Raw genomic sequence first — 20,678 nt, 5'->3', positions numbered from 1 at the left:
ACTACCTGCTTTTTTTTAGTCGAATTGCAAATCTAAAAATAGTATTAAGCAACCATATAATGCTATGTAACATGACTGCCTTGCTATTAGCTATTTCCCTCAGAGTAATTGCCAGTTAACTGCATGGATGAACATCACCTCGGAAAACGCCAAAGCTTATCACAGCAGATGACACTGAATCGAGATCGGGAGTTTCTACAGCAACTAAAAGCTGATTATTGTCAAATCTTATTGCGTTATTTTAATAACGATAATACAGTAAAACAACAGATCGATCGATTTATTAATGTAGCTTTTGATGCTAAAGTTCCCGTGCCTCAGATTATTGAAATTCATATGGAATTAATTGACAAATTTTCCAAGCAGTTGAAGCTAGAGGGGCGAAATGACGAAGTGTTGTTAGACTATCGCTTGACTCTAATTGATATTTTGGCTCACCTGTGCGAAATTTATCGCACCTCCATATCCTGAACAAGCAATGTATCAATTAAACTTTGATAGCATAATAAGTGGTCAGATTTCACTCCAAACAACCTCTGCGTCTTTATCTATGAACGCGCCTAAGAAAACTTATGTTCTAAAGCTGTATGTAGCTGGAAATACTCCTAACTCCATTCGGGCATTAAGAACGCTCAGAAACATCCTAGAACAAGAATTTAAAGGAGTCTATGCCCTGAAAGTAATTGATGTGCTGAAAAGCCCTCAACTTGCAGAGGAAGATAAAATTTTAGCTACGCCAACGCTCTCGAAAATCTTGCCACCGCCAGTACGGAAAATTATCGGAGATCTTTCCGACCGAGAAAAAGTATTAATCGGCTTGGATTTACTCTACGAAGAACTCGTTGAAGCAGAAGCACTTGAGGAGTGATTTTACAACTTCAATATGGGATAATCTTTCAGTAAAATTGGATTGTTATAAAAAATAAACTAATTTTAATTTAGTCTTAATTTGGTTTAATAGCCTTTCATTCTAAAGCGATGAGCGAAATCACTTCCAGCGGTAAGCAAAATAAGAATAGCCCAAATGGGACAGGCGTGCAAAAGATTCGCACCATGATTGAGGGGTTTGACGATATCAGTCATGGTGGTTTGCCACTAGGGAGAACCACTCTATTTAGCGGGACTTCGGGGACTGGTAAAACTTTATTTTCCGTACAATTTTTGTACAATGGGATACTTTTTTTTGACGAGCCAGGTGTATTCGTTACTTTTGAAGAATCTCCCAGTGATATTATTAAAAACGCTTACAGTTTTGGCTGGAACTTACCAAAACTGATTGAGGAAGGCAAGCTGTTTATTTTAGACGCTTCACCCGATCCGGAAGGACAAGAGGTGATTGGGAACTTCGACTTATCGGCGTTGATCGAGCGGTTGCAATACGCTATTCATAAATATAAGGCAACAAGGGTAGCGATCGACTCGATCACGGCTGTCTTTCAACAGTATGAAGCTGCTTCCGTCGTCCGGCGAGAAATTTTTCGCTTGGTTGCCAGACTCAAGCAAATTGGCGTAACCACGATAATTACAACCGAACGCACCGAGGAGTATGGCGCGATCGCCTCTTTTGGTGTAGAAGAGTTTGTCGCTGACAACGTGGCGATCGTGCGTAACGTTCTAGAAGGGGAACGCCGTCGTCGCACGATGGAGATTTTAAAGCTGCGTGGCACGACGCACATGAAAGGAGAATATCCGTTCACAATCACCAACGATGGAGTAAATATCTTTCCCTTGGGTGCAATGCGCTTAACGCAGCGTTCTTCTAACGTGCGCGTCTCCTCCGGCGTGAAGACGTTGGATGAAATGTGCGGCGGTGGTTTCTTTAAAGATTCGATTATTTTGGCAACGGGGGCTACTGGTACAGGTAAGACGTTACTCGTCAGTAAGTTTCTCGAAAATGGCTGTCGCGGCGGCGAACGAGCAATTTTATTTGCCTACGAAGAATCTCGCGCTCAATTGTCACGCAATGCTTATTCTTGGGGAATTGACTTTGAAGACTTAGAGAAAAAAGGACTGTTAAAGATTATTTGTGCTTATCCTGAATCGGCAGGATTGGAAGACCATTTACAGATTATTAAATCAGAAATTGCTGAGTTTAAACCAGCTAGAGTGGCGATTGACTCGCTTTCAGCTTTAGCAAGAGGAGTTAGCAACAATGCTTTTCGACAATTCGTCATTGGCGTAACTGGTTTTGCTAAGCAAGAAGAGATTACGGGTTTTTTCACCAATACTACCGATCAGTTTATGGGAGCGCATTCAATTACAGAGTCTCATATTTCGACAATTACAGACACGATTTTATTACTGCAATATGTAGAAATTCGCGGGCAAATGTCGCGGGCAATTAACGTGTTTAAGATGCGCGGTTCCTGGCACGATAATGGGATTCGCGAGTATACAATTAGTGCTGACGGTCCTGAAATTACCGATTCCTTTAGTAATTACGAGGGAATCATTAGCGGCTCTCCCAGTCGCGTTAGTACAGATGAAAAAGCAGAGTTGTCGCGAATTGTCAAGGGATTTCAAGGTAGCGAACCATAGTTGACTACGACCTTTAACCGAACCAATGCGAAGGTTCTACACCACATTGATATGGTTCGGGAATGTGACAGCTGACCCAATCTGCTTTATCCTGTAAGACACAGCAAATCCCTTGATGAATTAAATTTTCAATCTGGATGCGATACTCCGCGCGATCGCCAGGAAGCCTATAGGTTAGAAAAGTTAAATCGCGATCGTCTACTGCACTAAAAGCACAAGGAATCCGACTGAGGACGTAAGCAATTAACTCTTGCCGCAAATCGGGATTAGCAAAAGCTTGACAGTGAGGATAGTAAGGATAATTATCTAAAACCGTCTCAATTTCTACTATTAGTGCTTGATGGGTTAAATTAACTAATGTTTTCGACATATTTCATTCCCCCCAATTCCCCAGCAAAAGTGTATTTTTAATAAAATCTATTTCTTTTGATAGATGTAAAGCGATCGCTCAATTATGTAGGTAGATTTAGAATGACAAGTAAAATTATCTAAGCTCCATTCCTAAGTCTGAAAAACCTCTTGCAGCAAATCGATCTACCTCTCACTTACAATTATTTCAATACCAAGATTTTCTAGCACGAATCTATACAAAACTCAGTAAAATATTTACTCAACTTAATATATAAGTGAGTGAAAAAGAGGAAAATTTTAGAAATAATTGACAGAAATCAAGGTTTGAGATTTGTACATTTTTCTTTAGTTTAAGCACATTTTTAACTCAAGATTCGCGATCCCCTCTCGGAAATGACATTAAATAATATCGATTCGACATAGATATTATTCTAGAGCGATCGCCTGTAAAAAGTTAGATCCAGGGAGCGATCGCCCCTCCATTTGACGATTAATCTCTGTCGCTGCTGCTATACCGGAATGCATTGCCCCCTCGACAAAATTTCCGCCACACCAATCACCGCAACAAACTAAAGGTAAGTTAGTTTCAGTAGATAAATAAGATTGCCCTAAAGGACGACTGGGGAAAGCGTAGCGCCAGCGATGAACTTGTATCCATTCCGGTTTGGCTAACCAGGGAAGCAAACATTCAGAGGCTTTTGCTAATAACTCGTAACCAGCAGCTTGTAAATCGGCAGTTTCTAAATAACGCCGAGCAAAATCCGCACTACTTTGCACGACAAAAACTTCGTAATTACCAGTTTTTTCGACTCGTTTGCTACTATCCCAACCAACCCAGGCGAGAACGGGATTGTCAACAAAACTCACTGCTTGCCAATCCGGTTGTGGTTCCAATTGAGATGAATATCCAGCCATGACACTCAAACACGGATGAAATTCTACAGAACGCAGTCGATCGCACAACGTAGCAACAGTAGAAAGCTCGGTTAATGGCTCCAATATTGCTAAAGCTTGCGGTGCGGGAATCGCAAAAACAACAGCTTTAGCTATGACTTCTGACGGTTGGTTAGCAGTAGCTTCAGAACGAGCAGACTCTAGAGATAGCTGCCAATAAGAATTATGAAAAGCGATCGCCTCTACCCTTTGAGAACGCCAAACTGCCAAACCTTGTCCTAAAAACTTGGCGATCGCATTCATACCCGCAGGAGCAACGTAACGGAATTCGGAATTCGGAATTCGGAATTCGGAATTATCAGTCCAGACTTGGAGAATATGGCGATCGCATAACAATTGCACAAATTGCTGCATTAACTCGCCTTTTGGCTTTAAGTAACAAGTCCCGTGATCGGCGAGAGTATCGTGCAAGCGGCGCGTGGCGATTCTGCCTCCCAAACCCCGCGATTTTTCCAAAATTAGCACGTTATATCCAGCTTGTTGCAACTGTTGAGCGCAAACCAAGCCAGCTATTCCAGCTCCAATTACAGCAATGTCATACATAAGAATAGGGAGTAGGGAGTAGTGAAGAAAGGGTGTGGGGTGTGGTGAGGAGAATTCGGAATTCGGAATTCGGAATTAATTTTGACTTTTGACTTTTGACTTTTGACTTACTCCTTATCCTTCACTTTAGAAGTAAAATAGCGATCGTGAGTGACTGTTGCTGGACTTGCGGGAGGACGGGATTTTGGATGAACTGAGAGCGGCATTGGAACTAGCTACGGAAGAAGAATTACAGCATTTAACCCAACTGTTATTTCGCCGTAAGTTTAATCCCCTAGATTACGTTCACACTCCCGAACCAATTGATGTTCAAAGCTTAGATAGGGAAGCGTGGTTAGATACGCTAGAAGAACGATTCCGCTATTTAGCTGCCGATGGAATGACTGTGTTGCGCGGTGACACAAACAAATTTACCTACAGACAAGCGTTGATTCAAGTTTGTCGTTATCTCAAAATTTCTTACTCCACGGCACTGAGTACCACCGATTTAGAGGTAGAAGTCTTTTTAAATCTCTTAGGACGGACGTGGAAGCGTTTACCTGCCTCAGAAAAGCAACAACTGACAGCACGGGTACAGCGGTCGCTAGCAGCGTCTTCCCCATCACAACCGCTACCGATATCCATACAAAAAGATCCGATGTCTTTGCTGGTCAAAGGTGGTAGTGCGATCGCCGTTAGCTCAATTATCCAACCAATACTGCTCAAACAGATCGCCCAGCAATTTGCTTTGCATTTTGCCAGCTATCAAATGGCTAAAGACGCAATCGTTCAAGGTGGTGCAGTTGCAGCAGCTCAGTTTCAAAATTACGTCACGCTGAAAACAGCCCAGCAAGGTATGGCTGTAAGTGCAGCTAGGTATGGAGCAGTCAGGGGAGCATTTACCTTTCTAGGACCGATTATGTGGTCGTGGTTTCTCGCCGATTTGGGTTGGAGGGCAATCTCAACCAATTACGGTCGCGTTATTCCAGCAATCTTTGCTCTAGCGCAAATTCGCCTTACCCGTGCTGAATGTTGGGAAATGGCATAAATTGGTCATGATGAGTGGCTGGTGGCTAGTGGTTAGTGGTTGGATTCTATCTCTAGTCACCAGCCACTAGTCACTAGTCACTCTCTACTGATAACTGATGACTGTCAAAGACCAACGCCTACACAATGCTTGGAACAGCATCCAATTAGGGCTGCTACTGTTTCCGTTACTACCTTTGGTAGGAGCGATCGCTCTGCTATGGGCGCAATTTGTTATTTGGCGAAAACAGTATCGCACGATTTTCCGTAGGCGACTCAATTGGGTACTGATACTCTTAAGTGGATGGTTAGTGGTAATGAGTTTGTTCGCTTATTATCGCCGGGATGCTTGGTTAGGATTATTTAATTTCGTGCCATTTTTTGGCTTATTTGTAACTTTTAGCGTCTTGTTACAGACACCAGCTCAACTCAGACGATTGGCACAAATTTTAGTATTCACATCCGTACCAATAACGATCGCGGGCTTTGGTCAACTATATTGGGGCTGGGCAACTCCGAAAGCGTGGCACGATATTTTAGTGACACTGGGTTGCGCGATCGTCCCTCAAGGTAATCCGCCTGGTCGAATGACTTCTATTTTTATGTATACCAATGTCCTTGGTGCTTACCTAGCGATCGCCTTTATTCTCTCGGTGGGATTGTGGATTGAAAGTTTTTTGGAAAAGTCAAAAGTTAAAAGTCAAAATTCAAAACTATTTTATCCCTCACCCCTCACTCCTCGCTCCTCACCCCTTACCACTCAAATTTTACTGGGTGCCGTAGTACTAGGTAATCTGGCAGCTTTGATTTTGACGAATTCTCGCAATGCTTGGGCGATCGCGGCGATCGCGGCGATCGCTTTTGCGGTGTATCAGGGTTGGCATTGGTTGCTGGTGGGAGTGAGTGCGATCGCATCGGCTATTTTTGGCGCAGCTTTTGCACCTCCACCCCTGCAACAATGGCTGCGGCTTATCGTTCCCGCTTACTTTTGGCAGAGGCTAACAGACCAACTCTACGTTCGTCCAGAGGCGACGCTGAGAACGACGCAGTGGCGGTTTGCTTGGAATTTGACTCTACAGCGCCCTTGGACGGGCTGGGGATTGCGGAATTTTCAGCCTCTCTATATGGCACAAACGCAAACTTGGATAGGTCATCCACACAATCTGTTTCTGATGCTGACAGCGGAAATTGGTCTTCCAGCAACCATCGTTTTTTGTGCTTGGATCGGCTGGATTTTGTTTCAATCGATTCAATTCTTGGCGAAGAGATCTACCGAATCCTGTACGGGTGGGTTTCATCAAAAAATTATTCCTTCTTTGACAGATATCCCGAATAAACCCGCCCCTACCGACTCCCGATTCTCGCATAACAGCGATCGCCTGATTGTTTTTACTTATCTAGTGGCTGTTTGTGCTTGTTTGCTATTCAATACTGTAGATGTCACTATATTTGATGCTCGTCTCAATACTCTATTCTGGATTTTGTTGGCAGCGATCGCTGGATTAACACAGCGCCGTCAAGAGCGGATTCTACCTAGAGACTGAAAATATTTACCTTACTTTACATCCTAACGTCTCGAAAATATGAAATTAGTATAATAAAATACAATTTACCTGCAAGTAGAGCCATAGTATCTATCAATGTCCATACATTGATATAGCTGCTGTAAAGCATATATCTGCACGAAATAATTTCTCCACTTATGACAACACAATTTAATCGGCGGAAGTTTTTACTGTACGGTTCTGCCACTTTGGGAACCAGTATTTTATTAAAAGCTTGTGCAAATTCGCCTACGACTGAATCAAGTCCCAATGGAACTGCATCGCCATCAGCTGCCAATGTCAGCACGGCTGCTGCTAGTGGAGATGGAATCAAGGTGGGTATTTTACACTCTCTTAGCGGTACGATGGCGATTAGTGAAAAGAGTGTCGTAGACGCAGAAATGCTAGCAATTGAGGAGATCAATGCTGCTGGTGGCGTGTTAGGAAAGAAAATTCTCCCAATTACTGAAGATGGTGCTTCCAACTGGGATACTTTTAGAGAAAAAGCTAACAAGTTAATCGACGAAGATAATGTCGTTGCAGTATTTGGCTGTTGGACTTCTGCTAGCCGCAAGAACGTGCTAGAAGTATTTGAATCTAAAGACCATATGCTCTGGTATCCAGTGCAGTACGAAGGACAAGAGTGTTCTAAAAATATTTTCTATACTGGTGCAGCCCCTAATCAACAAATTGAACCATCAGTAGATTGGTTGCTGCAAAATAAAGGGAAAGAATTCTTTTTAGTTGGTTCCGATTACGTTTTTCCCCGAACTGCTAACACCGTGATTAAAGCACAATTAGCAGCAAAAGGTGGTAAGGTTGTTGGTGAAGACTATCTCCCACTTGGTAACACAGAAGTTACACCAATTATTACCAAAATTCGGCAAGCTTTACCTAATGGTGGCATCATCTATAACACGTTAAATGGAGACAGCAACGTAGCTTTCTTCAAGCAATTACAAGGCGCTGGAATGAATCCAGATAAATATCCTTCTATGTCTGTGAGTATTGCAGAAGAAGAAGTTAAAGCAATAGGTTCAGATTATCTCAAAGGTCACTACGCTGCTTGGAATTATTTCCAAACAGTTGAGTCTGCTGCTAATAAAAAGTTTGTCGAAGCCTTCAAGAAGAAATACGGCGAAGAGAGAGTTACAAATGACCCTATGGAAGCTGCATATATTGCGGTTTACTTGTGGAAACAAGCAGTAGAAAAAGCTGGTACGGCTGACGATTTAGGTAAAGTCAGAGCTGCTGCTTACGGACAAACTCTCGATGCACCAGAAGGTAAAATTACTCTAAATAAAAATCATCATATCTCTAAAGTTGTCCGAATTGGTGAAGTGAGAGACGATGGTTTGTTTGAAATCGTTTACTCTACTGATAAAGCAGTTGCACCACTTCCCTGGAATCAATTCGTTAAAGAAACTAAGGGATATGGCTGCGATTGGTCAGATCCCAATAAAGGCGGAAAATACAAGTCAGCATAAACAGTTAACAGTTATCAGTTGTCAAATGCAATATGAATCAGTGGGAAAAATTTTGTTTTTCATAAACAATTGCGATCGCTATTCCATTGTTTAATAGTAGAAATGTTACATGTAACGTCTCTACACCGATTGCTGATCGCTGATAACTGACTGGTGTACGGGCGGGTTTTGACTTCTGATTTACTGTTTGAATTGTCAATCTATTGGCTAAACCCGCCCCTACGATAACTGATAACTGACTGGTGTACGGGCGGGTTTTGACTTCTGATTTATTGTTTGAATTGTCAATCTATTGGCTAAACCCGCCCCTACGATAACTGATAACTAATAACTGACAACTGAATAGGGGGAAGCGTGTTAATCGGATTATTTGACGGTTTATTTAACGGTATTAGTATCGGTTCCGTGCTATTGATTTCAGCACTAGGGCTAGCGATCGTATTTGGACTTATGGGTGTAATCAACTTGGCACATGGCGAGTTGATGATGCTAGGAGCATACACAACTTTTGTAGTCCAAGCGGGGTTTAAAAAGTTAGGTGAGCCTTGGTTCGATTTTTACATCTTTTTCGCTCTCATACTTGCTTTTTTAGTTGCTGCTGGGGTGGGAGTGATTTTAGAAAGAGGAGTCATTCGCTATCTTTATGGCAGACCTTTAGAAACCCTACTAGCAACTTGGGGTGTAAGTTTAATCTTGCAACAGTTCGTTCGCAGCGTGAACTGGGTGCTGGCAATAGGAATAATTTTATTTTGTCTGTTATTTTTCGGCAGTTTGTGGATCGTCCAGCGTCGTTCGGACTTCGATCGCATTCGTAACTGGTTTGTACTCGTGATGCTGCCTTTATCTTTAGGTATTGCGATCGCAGTTGGCAATATTTTGAGTCAAACATACAAACTCGCAGTGACTCAACCTTGGTTTGGAGCGCAGAACGTAGACGTTTCTGCACCGAGATGGCTGCGTGGTGGTTTACCCGTAGGTGGGTTTCAATTGCCGTATGCCAGATTATTTATCATTGCGCTAACAATTATTTGCGTCATTGGAGTTTATCAATTCTTGCAACGCACTGCTTGGGGATTGCGAATTCGTGCTGTAACGCAAAATCGTAGCATGAGTTCTTGCTTGGGTATTCCGACTCAAAAAGTTGATGCCCTTACATTTGCAATTGGTTCGGGACTAGCTGGAGTTGCTGGATGTGCGATTAGCTATCTCGGTTCTGTGGGACCAAATACAGGACAGAACTACATTGTCGATACATTTATGGTGGTGGTTGTCGGTGGTGTTGGTAAATTGGTCGGCACAATTGTAGCCGCATTAGCAATTGGTACGGTAAATTACCTAGTTGGTTCTGGCACTCTAGCAATCCTCACAGCGCCCATCCCGCCTCTATCTGAGTTCTTTACCTTTTTTGCCACTACGAGTATGGCGAAAGTTATGGTATTTGCTTTAATTATTGCCTTTCTACAAGTGCGTCCAGGGGGGATTTTCCCACAGAAAGGACGCACTGTGGATGCTTAGTAAAGTCAAAAGTTAAAAGTCAAAAGTCAAAAGCTAGTAACTACAAACGATCGATGGCTAATGACCAATGACCAATCAAGAAGGAATTAAAAATGACAGCAGACGCAGCAATAGGGAGACGAGGATTAAAGCGAGGTAAGAAGCGATCGCTCTTAATTGAAGCAGGTATAATAGGCGCGATCGCGATCTTATTAATTTTTATCATTCCAGCTTTAATTTCCCCATTTCGCCTCAATTTGTTAGGAAGATTTTTATCTCTGGCAATTGTCGCTTTGGGCATAGATTTGATCTGGGGTTACACGGGGTTACTCAGTTTAGGTCACGGGATCTTTTTTGGTTTGGGTGGATACGCGATTGGAATGCATTTGAAACTCCAAGTCCCCCAAGGCGAACTTCCCGATTTTATGGGACTTTACGGCGTGACCGAACTACCTTGGTTTTGGCATCCATTTCAAGCTTTTCCCTTTGCTTCGGCTGCTGTCGTACTGATTCCTGGGATCTTGGCTGCTGCTTTGGGCTATTTGGTCTTTCGCAATCGCATCCGTGGCGTTTATTTTTCGATCTTGACTCAAGCAGCAACCATCGTTTTTTTCAACTTTTTTAACGGACAGCAAAAACTATTTAACGGTACGAACGGATTAGTTAACTTTAAAACTCTTTTGGGTACAGCAGTAGGGTCGCGACCGTCGCGATTTACTTTTTACGTTCTGACGGTGCTGCTACTCATTGCCACCTATGCCTTGTGTCGCTGGTTAACTAGCGGACGCTTCGGACGGCTGCTGGTAGCGATTCGGGATGATGAGAGTCGAGTGCGGTTTTCAGGTTACGACCCGACAGAATTTAAAGTGCTAGTTTTTGCAATTTCTGGCGCGATCGCGGGGTTGGCTGGGGCAATGTATACTCTCCAAAGCGGCTCTGTGTCTCCAAGAGCGATGGATGTTGCCTTCTCAATTGAAATGGTCATTTGGGTGGCAATTGGCGGACGTGGCAGCTTAGTAGGCGCAGTTGTAGGGGCATTGCTCGTCAACTATGCCAGAAGTTTTTTCAGCGAACAATTTGCCGAGATCTGGCTATTTTTCCAAGGGGCGCTATTTTTAATCGTTGTGACTGTGCTACCCGATGGTATTGTCGGTTGGTTGCGTAGTTCTGACTTGTTACGGCTAGGTCATCGTCGGCAGCTATCAACATATCCTGAAATTGAAGTCAACTCAGAAGTGCAAAGCGAACGGCAGGAGATAGAGAGCAGGGAGTCGGGAGTCGGGAGTCGGGAGCAGAGGAGCAGAGGAGATTAAATTACTTCTGGCTCCTGACTTCTGACTCCTTTCTTTACTGACAAATGATAACTGAAACAGGGGGTATAAAGTGGGCGAAAAAATTTTAGAAATAGAAGATGTGACGGTCAGCTTTGACGGATTTAAGGCGCTAAAAAATCTTAATTTTAGTCTAGATAAAGGTGAATTAAGAGTCATTATTGGTCCTAATGGAGCAGGAAAAACAACATTTTTGGACGTGATTACAGGAAAGACAAAACCAACTCAAGGACAGGTATTGTTTAAAGGAAAAAACTTGCGATCGCTCAAGGAACATCAAATTGCCCGCATGGGGATCGGTCGCAAGTTTCAAACGCCTAGAATATATCTCAACTTAACTCCACGAGAAAATCTAGAACTCACTTGCAATCAACAAAAAAAGCTTTGGTCAACTTTATTTGGTAAACCTAAGAGTGCGGAACGCCAAACCGTAACTGGGTTATTAGAAACAATTGGACTCACTGCAAATGCAGATCTACCTGCGTCAAAACTATCCCACGGGGAAAAACAGCGTCTAGAAATTGGAATGCTGGTAGCGCAATCGCCAGATTTATTATTAGTTGACGAACCCGTGGCAGGGTTAACTGATGAAGAAACCGAAAATGTCGGGGATTTACTCTTAGCCTTGGCTCAAAGTCATTCCATTATGGTGATCGAGCATGATATGGAATTCGTGCGTCAGATTGCGCGTAAGGTGACAGTATTACATCAAGGTTCAGTACTGTGTGAAGGTAACATTGACGAAGTACAAAACGATCCTCGCGTGATTGAAGTGTATTTGGGACAAGAAGTAGAACACAAGCAGGGAGCAGGGAGCAGGGAGTAGGGAGCAGGGAAAAGAGAGCTGGGGGAGCAACTACCAACTACCAACTACCAACTACCAAAAATAAAATATGAATCCTACCACAGACGCGATCGCCTCATCATTCGATTCTTCTACTGTTCAAAAACCAGTGTTACAAGTTGCTGGATTGAATGTCTATTATGGTGAAAGCCATATTTTACGCAACGTAGATATTAGCGTCCCAGAAGGACAAATGGTTTGTCTGATCGGGCGCAACGGTGTGGGAAAAACGACGCTGCTAAAAACAATTATGGGTTTAATTAAATCTCGGAGCGGCGCAGTGACTTTTGCCGGACAGCCGATAACTTTGAAGTCTCCAGATAAACGAGCAAAATTAGGAATTGGTTACGTTCCTCAAGGGCGAGAAATTATTCCTCGCTTAACAGTAGAAGAAAATTTACTGCTAGGTTTTGAAGCACTACCCCAAGGTAGAAAAAACCATCAAAAGGTTCCCGATCGCATTTTTTCCTTGTTTCCCGTCTTGAAAACAATGCGATCGCGGATGGGTGGTGACTTAAGCGGCGGACAACAGCAACAACTGGCGATCGCCCGTGCTTTAATGGGAAATCCTCGCTTACTCGTACTAGACGAACCGACAGAAGGGATTCAGCCTTCCATTATTTTAGAAATTGAGGCAGCAATTCGCGACATTATCGCTACAACTGGAATTTCCGTGCTGTTAGTAGAACAACACCTGCATTTCGTCCGCCAAGCCGACCGTTACTATGCGATGCAAAAAGGCGGAATTGTCGCATCTGGTACTACCAGCGAACTCAGCCAGGATGTCATTCAGCGATTTTTGGCAGTCTAGATCAAAAGTCAAAAGTCAAAAGTCAAAAGCTTGCTCTTGAGCAAAACGAAGAGTCAAAACTGAGAACTAACCATCGATCGCCATAAATGACAAATGACAAATGACTTTCTACTACTTAGCAGGCTTAGGCGTTTTCCAAGCTGCATACAATTCTAGGGGAATGCTTCTGAGGGTGGGTCGAGTCAGAAATAAGATACTGTAGCTGGCAACCAACAAACTCAAACTGATGTAAAACGGTAGCCAGGGACCAGCAAGTAGGGGAATTGCCGTGGCGATAATTAAACAGATTGCATCTCCGTAATCCGGTGTGCCACATAATTTGGTGATGGAAAAATGCAGCGCCAAAAAACTAGGTAAGGCAAATAATTCTGCCACGCCATAACCCCAAGCTCCTAAAACTGGTAGGAGCAGCCAAGCAGCTAGCCAAAATAGACTAATATAGATGGCGTTAAACCGAGCCACATCGCGATTGTGTCCTGCGGCATATAACGCCGAGATATGCATATTAAATACCGTGTAGAGCAAGGTTGCTAGGGCAACGAATGTAAAGACTTGGGTGCTGGGTAGCCAACTCTTGCCAAACATTAAAGGGACGATCCAGTTAGCACAGCAAGAAAAGAGAGCAAACACTGGACCAACCAACAGACCTTGATAGATAATCCCACGACTGATGGCGCGGCGCAATGCATCAGTATCGCCGAGTAATTTGGCAAGAGTGCTGATCGAAAGCCGAGCGATTACGATCCGCAGCATCCCCAACTGATCGGAAAGACGGATAGCAATACCGACAATTCCAGCCGCTTCTAACCCACCTAGACGGCTCACAACTAGGGGGACGGTGAGAGTTTTAAAATTCCAAATTAAATTAGACCCGGAGTAAGCCAGACCGCTACGCAGTGCAGAACTGATGAATTGCGGTTGCCAGCGCCAACGCCACGCGATCGGATAGCAAACAGAAGCCATCACCGCTAGTAGCGTAAACTGAACGACGAAACCAGCGATTGGTCCCCAATAGCCCCAATTTAGGAGGACGAGCGGTACGGAGACTGCATAGTTCGATACCTGTGCCAAAGTTTCAACTAAACCAACTTGAGGGAAACGCAGTTCTCGCTCCATCATGGCGATCGAGGCACTAGCTACCATTTCCAACCAAATGACGGGAACGAGCCACCGCAGTACTTCGACTAGCACGCTTTGTCCCGTCCACGCACCCACTAGAGGCGTAGCAAACCACAGCAGCAGGCACAGCCCGATTCCTACCGTATTGTAAAACGCTAAAATCTGCTCTGCGGCATCTTTCGGTAAAGTGGGTTGGCGGATCGAGTAGACATCTAAGCCGCATTTTGCCGTCCAGAAAGTAAAGTAAAGAATAAATGCAGCCGAGACAACTACGCCATAATTTTCTGGTCCTAAGACGCGAGCAATTACCAGTACGCTGACTAATGAAAGCGCTGATGCTGCTAACTGTCTAATAGTTAGATAAATACCTCCTTGGAGGACTTTGTTTTTGAGAGTTTTGAGAGATTGGTTGGTATGCATTAATTCTTGGTTTTAGACGGTAGTTCGTCGCCGTCCGGTCGCACTAAGCTAGACGATTGAGGACTCGAACTACTTAAAGCATAAGTTACAAGCAACACTTAACCCGGACTGAGAGGAACTGACAGCCGATTTCTAAGGTTCGAGGTTCGCCGCCGCAGAGCATGAAATGTTGCCAAAATGCGATTGTAGCCATCAGCACCACACCAGCGCACGATCGCAATTGCTACACTCAGGCGAACGTACTCTTTAGAGTACCGCAGTTGACGGGAATAGGCGATCGCGGTGGTACGAAATTGAATCGCTTGTTTGTAATCCTTGGTTTGAGTTTGCAGGCATTTCCAAGCAAGGGTTAAGTTTACCAAGCCATAGCAACGGTCTTTTAAATCTTGTAGTTCTGGCAATCTAGATTGAAATGCTTTGTCCAGCACTGTATAAAAACATTTCTCCACGCGCTGCCAGTTTTTGGACATGCTATTCGAGTACTGGCGATAGTACACTAAAGGTTCCTCGATCGCCCCAAAATAATAGCGAGCGGCAATTCGCAAACACATATCCCAGTCGCCAACGTGGGATAAGGTCGTGTCGAATACCCCTACAGTTTCAAAACAACAACGGCGCATCATAAACGAACTGCCAGATTCCGTAATATTGCGCTGTACGAGTTGTTGCCAGACATCACCCCGATCGCGATTAGCAAAGATTCTGCCCGTAGGTCTACCTTCAGGATCGATCAATGCTGTCCAAGTATACACTAAGCCGACTTCTGGATGTTCGTCCAAATAGCGGACTTGTTTAGCTAACTTGGTTGGATGCCACAAGTCATCTGCGTCGAGGAATGCTATGTATTCTCCTTGCGCCAGAGCAATACCTGTATTGCGTGCGGCGCAAGTACCTTGATTGGCTTGAGTCATCAATTGGACGCGCCGATCTTGGATTTGACTGCCCCATGCAGCAGTGTTATCGGAACTCCCATCATCAACGATGAATACTTCAAAATCAGCAAACGTCTGTCTCAGCACGCTGTCTAGAGTTGCTGGTAAATAGGTTATGGAATTGTAGGCTGGAATAATGACTGAAACTTTAGGCATATTGTTAATTTTCAACTTGGTCAATTATGATTCTTACGCTAGAGTATTCCTTTTCAGTTCGTCTAGATATCGAAAATACATAATAGCCAATTGAAATCATTTTTTTGACTCAATCCGATCGCTTCAATCGTCATGGCACAAAGCAGCGATCGGGTAACGTCTCTTCACAGATGAACAAGTCTTAGTACAAGCACGAGCTTGTCATTAATTGACTTGTCTTTATCTCGCTTTCTACGATAAATCGATATATTGCTATGCCGTTATTAGTTAATAATTGGATTTTGAAATGGATTTATATAGAGCGCGATCGCTCGCATTAAATTGCTATAGCTGCAAATTCAGGGAAAGATTCTGCTTTGCAGCTATCTTTGGTTTCTAGCAGGTAAAATATATCATTGTATGGTAAAGCTCTTTTAAAAAGAGCTAGCTTGAGCGCCTTTATATTGAGCCAGCAATTCTCGATCTGAAACAGTGCGATCGCTTTTCGTACCGAGAAAATAGAAACCAGATGCCGCATCATATGTTCCGGCTCGGTCAATTAATATGTAGTCGAAATACTTCAACCAAAAACTAGTGAACCTTGCTATTGTCTTTACTAAAGCTCTAGCAGCGGATGATTTGACAAAGCTCAGCAGAAAATACTGATAGCTCCAAGCGAGTGCCATTCCCGTACCGCAAACTGGACCGCTAGCGATTTCGGCAAAATTTCTAAATAAACGCTGATGTCCCAAGTGGGTAAAGCGAGTAAAATCATATCTCCCCAAGTGGACTTGCTGCATGAAAGGAGTCTCGGAATAAACGACTCCTTCTGGTTTGAGAACGCGATGCACCTCTGCGACGCACTGATAAGGATCGACGACGTGTTCGAGGACGGCTTGAATGACAACTCCATCGAAGGAATTGTCTGCAAAAGGAAGGCTGTGAGCGTCGCAGATAATTGAGACATCCGCGCCAAAGGCAACATCTGTTTCTACAAGTTCTAAGTCAGGAGCGGAATACAGGGGTTCCATTCCTTGACCTCTGATGCTACTACCAACAACTAACACTTTTGGACGGGAATGGCGTTGCTGAAGTAGGGCAACAAATTTTTGATAGTTTTGCTTGCCTTTAAGATTTAAATGAATACTGGGAATTAAATTAATTAGCTGTCTTTCCCATAAAGGTTTAGGTTTAAGCGTTGTATGGTCTATATCGAGATAATCGCCGATCGCAAACACGCTTGCCTCATCGTCGATCAATATGGGGATGCCATTCACAATCGGAAAACAAGCCTGACACAGACTGTTCGTACATTTGAGCTGAGACTCGTCCAATTTTAATTGAGAGGAACAAACTGGACAGCACAACAATTGTTGTGTTTCCTCAGATAGACGTAAGTACGAAGCAGTACTACTAGAAGTTGATAAGGAAATGGGAGATTGTGTTTTCACAGATTCATTTTGAATGAGGATTAATTTTTCACTTCGATCGCAGTCTCCATCGTCAACGGCATGGCGCGATCGCCTGCACTGCGATCCTGCCGCTCTTGCCAGTTCCAGCCTGCTATGCCCATTACAGTCCACCAGTAAAAGTAAAAAGCCGTACCGCTCCAAACATTATCTGTTGCCATACCCAAGGACGTTGCAATCAGCAGAGCTAGCAAACTCCAGCAAAAATTCCAGCGATCGCTACCTTTAGGAGCTTGTCGCAGCAGTTGGAGCAATCGGATCGCCTGTGCCACTAAGAGTGCCACAAACGTTACCAAACCGATAATACCTCCTTCTACTAAAGCGCGAATGTAGTCGTTGTGCGGTACTAAATTATACGGACTCAAGTAAACGCCAGTACCAAGTCCGTAGCCAAACCAAGGTTCGTACAGCCATGCGCGTAAGAGATAATACCACTGGGCAATTCGCCAGTTAAAACTGTTGTAGTCGGAAAACGACATGACGATCGCCCGCGAAACGTCGATATCTGGGTTCAGCAGTGGAGTATTGGAAATTCCATCCAGGCGGCTGCGTCCGTAATCCGTACTGGCAAATAGAACTATCACCAACAGCAGTAACATGATGCCACCAAGGGCATTATAAAATTTCAACCTGGGGGCGATCGCAATTCCTAGAGCCGTCATGAGCATGACTAAACCAAAAATTGCCCCAGTACCGACGTAGAGATTTGCCATTAAAAATAAGAGGATCGACCACATCCAGCGTGGTTTGTTTCCCCGTAACAGTTGCCAGAAAGCTAAACAAATAAAAAGTAGTAAATAAAGTACGAAATTATTCGGATGGGCAAACGTGCTGTTGATCCGCGTGCCTGAGACAACCTCTGCTGGTACAAACTGACTGACAATCGCTGGCTTTTTCAGTGCTAGGATAGATGGTAGCAAGAAATTGGCGTATTTCTGCAACATACCGACAATTATCGGCGGAATTAACGAGAAAAATAGCAGCGCGATAATCTTTTGCGGCGCGACTCTATCTTTCATTTGCATGACTAATAGATAGACCATTGCCCAAGAGAATAAGCGCGTCCACTCTCTGACGTTATCGACTAGGTAGGGCGAGGCATCCAGTCCCAAGCCTCCCAAGATGCAGAGTACGGGCCACAAACCTTGCAGCATCACCCACGCCAACAAAAACCACCAAAACCAATCTGTCTGTATGGTGCGTCGTTCTAAAAACGCAGCGGCGACGTAGAGTAATGTTAAAGCCGCTAGTCCTAGCGCAAATAACGCCGGGATTTGCTGCGCCGAGAAGATATCCAGCGAACTGCGAAGAATTAACAGGGCGATCGCCGTGCGTTCAAAATCAGCAAAGAAGTTGATAATAATCGCAAAAGCGATCGCCCCAGCAAATAGATAAACAGGCTGAGCAGCTACCAGGATGCCCGCAGCTAGCCCTACCAAGACACCCGCCACTCCGATCCAAAAAGAGACCTGTGAAGCAGGCAGGTAGCTGGTGGCTAACCTTCTGATTTCATTTCTCACGTTCATAACACCTGGTTTTAGCAGCTAGTTCTAGGAAACATTGGTCAGAGTCTTGTAGCTTTGGAAAGCATAACGGTAGTACTTATCGATTTGAGGATCGATCCCGTTGACGGCAACTCCCAAGATCTCGACTCGTTTCGCCCTGAGTTCTGCCACTGCTTGCGTGAAGATGTCCCTTTGAGTAAAGCTCGGACGGGCAACTAGGAGTAGTTTTTCGCCGTTGCCGCACAAGCTCACGGCATCGACGCAACTCGTCACGGGGGGAGTGTCTATGACGATCAGGTCGTATTGAGTCGCAGCAGCGGCGATAACTTGCTGAATTTGCCTGGATTCAAATAATTCCGAAGGATGGCTGCGAGGTCTGCCGCTGCATAGAACTTTTAATTTGTCAATACCTGTAGCTTGAACGGCTTCTGCTAAAGCTAGCTTACCCTGCGCCACTTCTGCAAGACCTGGTTTGGCAGCAAGTTTAAATAGTTTGTGTTGTGTCGGACAACGCAAGTCGGCATCAATGAGTAAGGTGCGGCGCGATAGGGTGGCGGCAACTGCGGCAAGGTAGGAAGACACTAAAGATTTGCCTTCACCAGACAGAGCGCTGCTGACAACGATAACTTTAATATCCTCGTTGGCAGCAAATTCTGAGGATCTCAGCAGGCTGCGATAGGATTCTAGAATCGCTGGCTCTTGCATCAAAGCATCAGCGTATTCTTTGCTTCTGACTTCTGGTGAGATGACAGGTAGCACCCCCATGATGGGGACTTCGACTAGACTGCCTGCTTCTGTAGCATTGCGTAGCGTGCCGTCGAGTCCTTCTTGCAACAGCACAGTCCCGAGGGCTAGCGTACCTCCAGCGACGGTGGCAAGTACCAAAACGATCGCGGGATTGGGCCAAGTCGGTAATCTGGGCGGCTCGGCAAGGTCAACCGGACGCAGGTTGCTGACTTTTTGCGCTTCGGCAATTCGTGCTTCTTCCAACTTGCGCTGCAAAAATTCTAAGGAGGTGACTGCTTCTTGGCGTTGCCGTACCAAGGCGGCTAATCCTTGTTCGCGGATTGGCAGTTGGTTGAGGCGTTCTTGCAAGGTAGCGCGATCGCGCCGAATTGCTGCGAGTCTACCTTCTAATGCTGAAGCCTCAACTTCTCCAGTAATTAATTGCGTGGCAAGATCTTGGCTTAACTTGTCAGTAGCGGGGTTGGGAGTGCTAGCTGCTGGGTTGCCAGTCTCGCTACCAATTTTTTGCTGATAGAGGGCGCGGGCTGCATCCCGTTCTTCGATTAAATTCAGCAGTGGTGGGCTGTCGGCTTTATATTTCGATTGGGCGCTAGCAACTTTTGCTTCCAACTCTACTAATTGCGTGCGTAGTGCTTGCAGTTGCTCGTTCTGCCCGCTGCGAACGGTAGCGTAGGTATTTTTTAAGGTGCTGCTATCTGTCACCTGTTCTAGGGAACTATTGCGTGCCTTAACTTCTTGCAGTTGGGCAAGCGTAGTGCGTTCCTGTTCTTCTATCTGGGCTAGACTTTCGACTATACTCGTCGTCTGGGCGTTGTCCCGTCCTTGGTCGTCGGCGATCGAAACAATTCCCTGTGATTGCTTGTACTGCGATAGCGTTGCTTCTACTTGGGCAAGCTGGGCGCGTTTTTTCGGAACTTCTACTGCTAAGAATTGCCGTGCCGAGCCAGCCTCGCGCCGAATCACTGCCGTATCCTCGTTAATCATGGCTTCTGTTAGAGCATTGAGCAGTTTAGCCGCGATTAAGGGGTCTTTGTTGCTGTATTTAATTTCCAGGATGCTAGTCGCCGGGACGGTTTTAACTTTTAACTGCTTTCTTAGTTCTTCTACCGTTGGTGGTTCTGCGTTACTATTGCGATTATTTGCCGTATACGCTTCGTAAATTGCTTGACGTAAAACCTTTTGGGAAAGGGCGAGTTCCGCTTGGGTAGCGACTGGGTTGGAGTCAAGTCGGGCTGATTCTTGAGTCAAACCGCGTCCTGTTTCTCCAGCTAGGCTCAATTGTTTGCCATCAAGCATTAATCGCGCTTCTGCTTCGTAAGTCCTGGGGGCAAATATAAGATAGACCAGCGCACCGAGCATCACTGAGATGAAGGTGGCTAAAGCGGGCAAGCGCCGCCGATAAAAAATTGTCGGTAAAAGCGCGTATTTCTGTTCCATCACAACACCTTC

At 44.7% G+C, this 20,678-nt stretch carries 17 protein-coding genes; 10 read left to right on the top strand and 7 right to left on the bottom strand.

The window, feature by feature from the left end; genetic code table 11:
* The first annotated feature begins 123 nt into the window (after positions 1-123).
* The 3 genes from H6G17_RS06240 to kaiC all read left to right on the top strand — a co-directional run bounded on the left by H6G17_RS06240 (position 124) and on the right by kaiC (position 2,538).
* Complete coding sequence (locus tag H6G17_RS06240; protein WP_192155235.1) at positions 124-471, top strand: circadian clock protein KaiA; 348 nt, start codon at positions 124-126, stop codon at positions 469-471.
* A 79-nt stretch (positions 472-550) separates the two neighbouring features.
* Positions 551-868, top strand: coding sequence for a circadian clock protein KaiB (gene kaiB, locus H6G17_RS06235; protein WP_041463238.1), 318 nt, complete (start codon positions 551-553; stop codon positions 866-868).
* 119 nt (positions 869-987) lie between these two features.
* Positions 988-2,538 (top strand): circadian clock protein KaiC, encoded by a 1,551-nt coding sequence (gene kaiC, locus H6G17_RS06230; protein WP_192155488.1) that lies wholly within the window; start codon positions 988-990, stop codon positions 2,536-2,538.
* Between the two features lie 13 nt (positions 2,539-2,551).
* Here kaiC and H6G17_RS06225 read toward each other — a convergent pair whose 3' ends face one another.
* Positions 2,552-2,908, bottom strand: coding sequence for a hypothetical protein (locus tag H6G17_RS06225; RefSeq protein WP_192155233.1), 357 nt, complete (start codon positions 2,906-2,908; stop codon positions 2,552-2,554).
* A gap of 407 nt (positions 2,909-3,315) precedes the next feature.
* Positions 3,316-4,386: an FAD-dependent oxidoreductase gene (locus H6G17_RS06220; protein ID WP_192155231.1), complete on the bottom strand. Its 1,071-nt coding sequence runs from the start codon at positions 4,384-4,386 to the stop codon at positions 3,316-3,318.
* A 184-nt stretch (positions 4,387-4,570) separates the two neighbouring features.
* On the opposite strand from H6G17_RS06220, the gene H6G17_RS06215 reads away from it, so the two are divergent.
* The 7 genes from H6G17_RS06215 to urtE all read left to right on the top strand — a co-directional run bounded on the left by H6G17_RS06215 (position 4,571) and on the right by urtE (position 12,902).
* Positions 4,571-5,413 (top strand): YaaW family protein, encoded by an 843-nt coding sequence (locus H6G17_RS06215; protein WP_192155229.1) that lies wholly within the window; start codon positions 4,571-4,573, stop codon positions 5,411-5,413.
* A 97-nt stretch (positions 5,414-5,510) separates the two neighbouring features.
* Positions 5,511-6,935: an O-antigen ligase family protein gene (locus tag H6G17_RS06210; protein ID WP_192155226.1), complete on the top strand. Its 1,425-nt coding sequence runs from the start codon at positions 5,511-5,513 to the stop codon at positions 6,933-6,935.
* A gap of 158 nt (positions 6,936-7,093) precedes the next feature.
* Positions 7,094-8,422, top strand: coding sequence for an urea ABC transporter substrate-binding protein (urtA, locus tag H6G17_RS06205; protein WP_192155224.1), 1,329 nt, complete (start codon positions 7,094-7,096; stop codon positions 8,420-8,422).
* A gap of 354 nt (positions 8,423-8,776) precedes the next feature.
* Positions 8,777-9,937 carry an urea ABC transporter permease subunit UrtB gene (gene urtB, locus H6G17_RS06200; protein ID WP_192155222.1) on the top strand — a complete coding sequence of 387 codons (1,161 nt, stop codon included), beginning with the start codon at positions 8,777-8,779 and terminating at the stop codon, positions 9,935-9,937.
* A 92-nt stretch (positions 9,938-10,029) separates the two neighbouring features.
* Positions 10,030-11,229: an urea ABC transporter permease subunit UrtC gene (gene urtC, locus H6G17_RS06195; RefSeq protein ID WP_192155220.1), complete on the top strand. Its 1,200-nt coding sequence runs from the start codon at positions 10,030-10,032 to the stop codon at positions 11,227-11,229.
* 70 nt (positions 11,230-11,299) lie between these two features.
* Positions 11,300-12,073 carry an urea ABC transporter ATP-binding protein UrtD gene (urtD, locus tag H6G17_RS06190; RefSeq protein WP_192155218.1) on the top strand — a complete coding sequence of 258 codons (774 nt, stop codon included), beginning with the start codon at positions 11,300-11,302 and terminating at the stop codon, positions 12,071-12,073.
* 67 nt (positions 12,074-12,140) lie between these two features.
* A complete protein-coding gene (gene urtE / locus H6G17_RS06185; protein WP_192155215.1) occupies positions 12,141-12,902 on the top strand; it encodes an urea ABC transporter ATP-binding subunit UrtE in 762 nt (253 codons plus the stop codon).
* A 111-nt stretch (positions 12,903-13,013) separates the two neighbouring features.
* Here the strand turns inward: urtE and H6G17_RS06180 are convergent, their stop codons facing one another.
* The 5 genes from H6G17_RS06180 to H6G17_RS06160 form a co-directional block, all read right to left on the bottom strand.
* Entirely contained in the window at positions 13,014-14,441 is a 1,428-nt protein-coding gene (locus H6G17_RS06180; RefSeq protein ID WP_192155214.1) for an oligosaccharide flippase family protein, read from the bottom strand.
* Positions 14,442-14,539: 98 nt separating this feature from the next.
* Complete coding sequence (locus H6G17_RS06175) at positions 14,540-15,529, bottom strand: glycosyltransferase (protein WP_192155211.1); 990 nt, start codon at positions 15,527-15,529, stop codon at positions 14,540-14,542.
* Between the two features lie 413 nt (positions 15,530-15,942).
* Positions 15,943-16,959: a methyltransferase domain-containing protein gene (locus H6G17_RS34540; protein ID WP_192155209.1), complete on the bottom strand. Its 1,017-nt coding sequence runs from the start codon at positions 16,957-16,959 to the stop codon at positions 15,943-15,945.
* Positions 16,960-16,979: 20 nt separating this feature from the next.
* Positions 16,980-18,503 (bottom strand): O-antigen ligase family protein, encoded by a 1,524-nt coding sequence (locus tag H6G17_RS06165; protein WP_192155207.1) that lies wholly within the window; start codon positions 18,501-18,503, stop codon positions 16,980-16,982.
* A 24-nt stretch (positions 18,504-18,527) separates the two neighbouring features.
* The gene (locus H6G17_RS06160) at positions 18,528-20,666 is read right to left on the bottom strand and encodes a polysaccharide biosynthesis tyrosine autokinase (protein WP_192155205.1); all 2,139 of its coding nucleotides are present in this window, start codon (positions 20,664-20,666) and stop codon (positions 18,528-18,530) included.
* Positions 20,667-20,678 lie beyond the last annotated feature (12 nt).

This window comes from Chroococcidiopsis sp. [FACHB-1243], from assembly GCF_014696895.1.
GTDB lineage: Bacteria > Cyanobacteriota > Cyanobacteriia > Cyanobacteriales > Chroococcidiopsidaceae > Chroococcidiopsis.
The sequence above is the reverse complement of the archived record's forward strand: the minus strand, read 5'-3'. Positions and strand labels throughout refer to the sequence as shown.

What these genes read in the sequence shown, in the direction of transcription:
- H6G17_RS06240 (WP_192155235.1), top strand. Translation starts at nt 124, where the DNA reads ATGGATGAACATCACCTCGGAAAACGCCAAAGCTTATCACAGCAGATG.
- kaiB (WP_041463238.1), top strand. Translation starts at nt 551, where the DNA reads ATGAACGCGCCTAAGAAAACTTATGTTCTAAAGCTGTATGTAGCTGGA.
- H6G17_RS06225 (WP_192155233.1), bottom strand. Translation starts at nt 2,908, where the DNA reads ATGTCGAAAACATTAGTTAATTTAACCCATCAAGCACTAATAGTAGAA.
- H6G17_RS06220 (WP_192155231.1), bottom strand. Translation starts at nt 4,386, where the DNA reads ATGTATGACATTGCTGTAATTGGAGCTGGAATAGCTGGCTTGGTTTGC.
- H6G17_RS06210 (WP_192155226.1), top strand. Translation starts at nt 5,511, where the DNA reads ATGACTGTCAAAGACCAACGCCTACACAATGCTTGGAACAGCATCCAA.
- urtA (WP_192155224.1), top strand. Translation starts at nt 7,094, where the DNA reads ATGACAACACAATTTAATCGGCGGAAGTTTTTACTGTACGGTTCTGCC.
- urtC (WP_192155220.1), top strand. Translation starts at nt 10,030, where the DNA reads ATGACAGCAGACGCAGCAATAGGGAGACGAGGATTAAAGCGAGGTAAG.
- urtE (WP_192155215.1), top strand. Translation starts at nt 12,141, where the DNA reads ATGAATCCTACCACAGACGCGATCGCCTCATCATTCGATTCTTCTACT.
- H6G17_RS06180 (WP_192155214.1), bottom strand. Translation starts at nt 14,441, where the DNA reads ATGCATACCAACCAATCTCTCAAAACTCTCAAAAACAAAGTCCTCCAA.
- H6G17_RS06175 (WP_192155211.1), bottom strand. Translation starts at nt 15,529, where the DNA reads ATGCCTAAAGTTTCAGTCATTATTCCAGCCTACAATTCCATAACCTAT.
- H6G17_RS06165 (WP_192155207.1), bottom strand. Translation starts at nt 18,503, where the DNA reads ATGAACGTGAGAAATGAAATCAGAAGGTTAGCCACCAGCTACCTGCCT.
- H6G17_RS06160 (WP_192155205.1), bottom strand. Translation starts at nt 20,666, where the DNA reads ATGGAACAGAAATACGCGCTTTTACCGACAATTTTTTATCGGCGGCGC.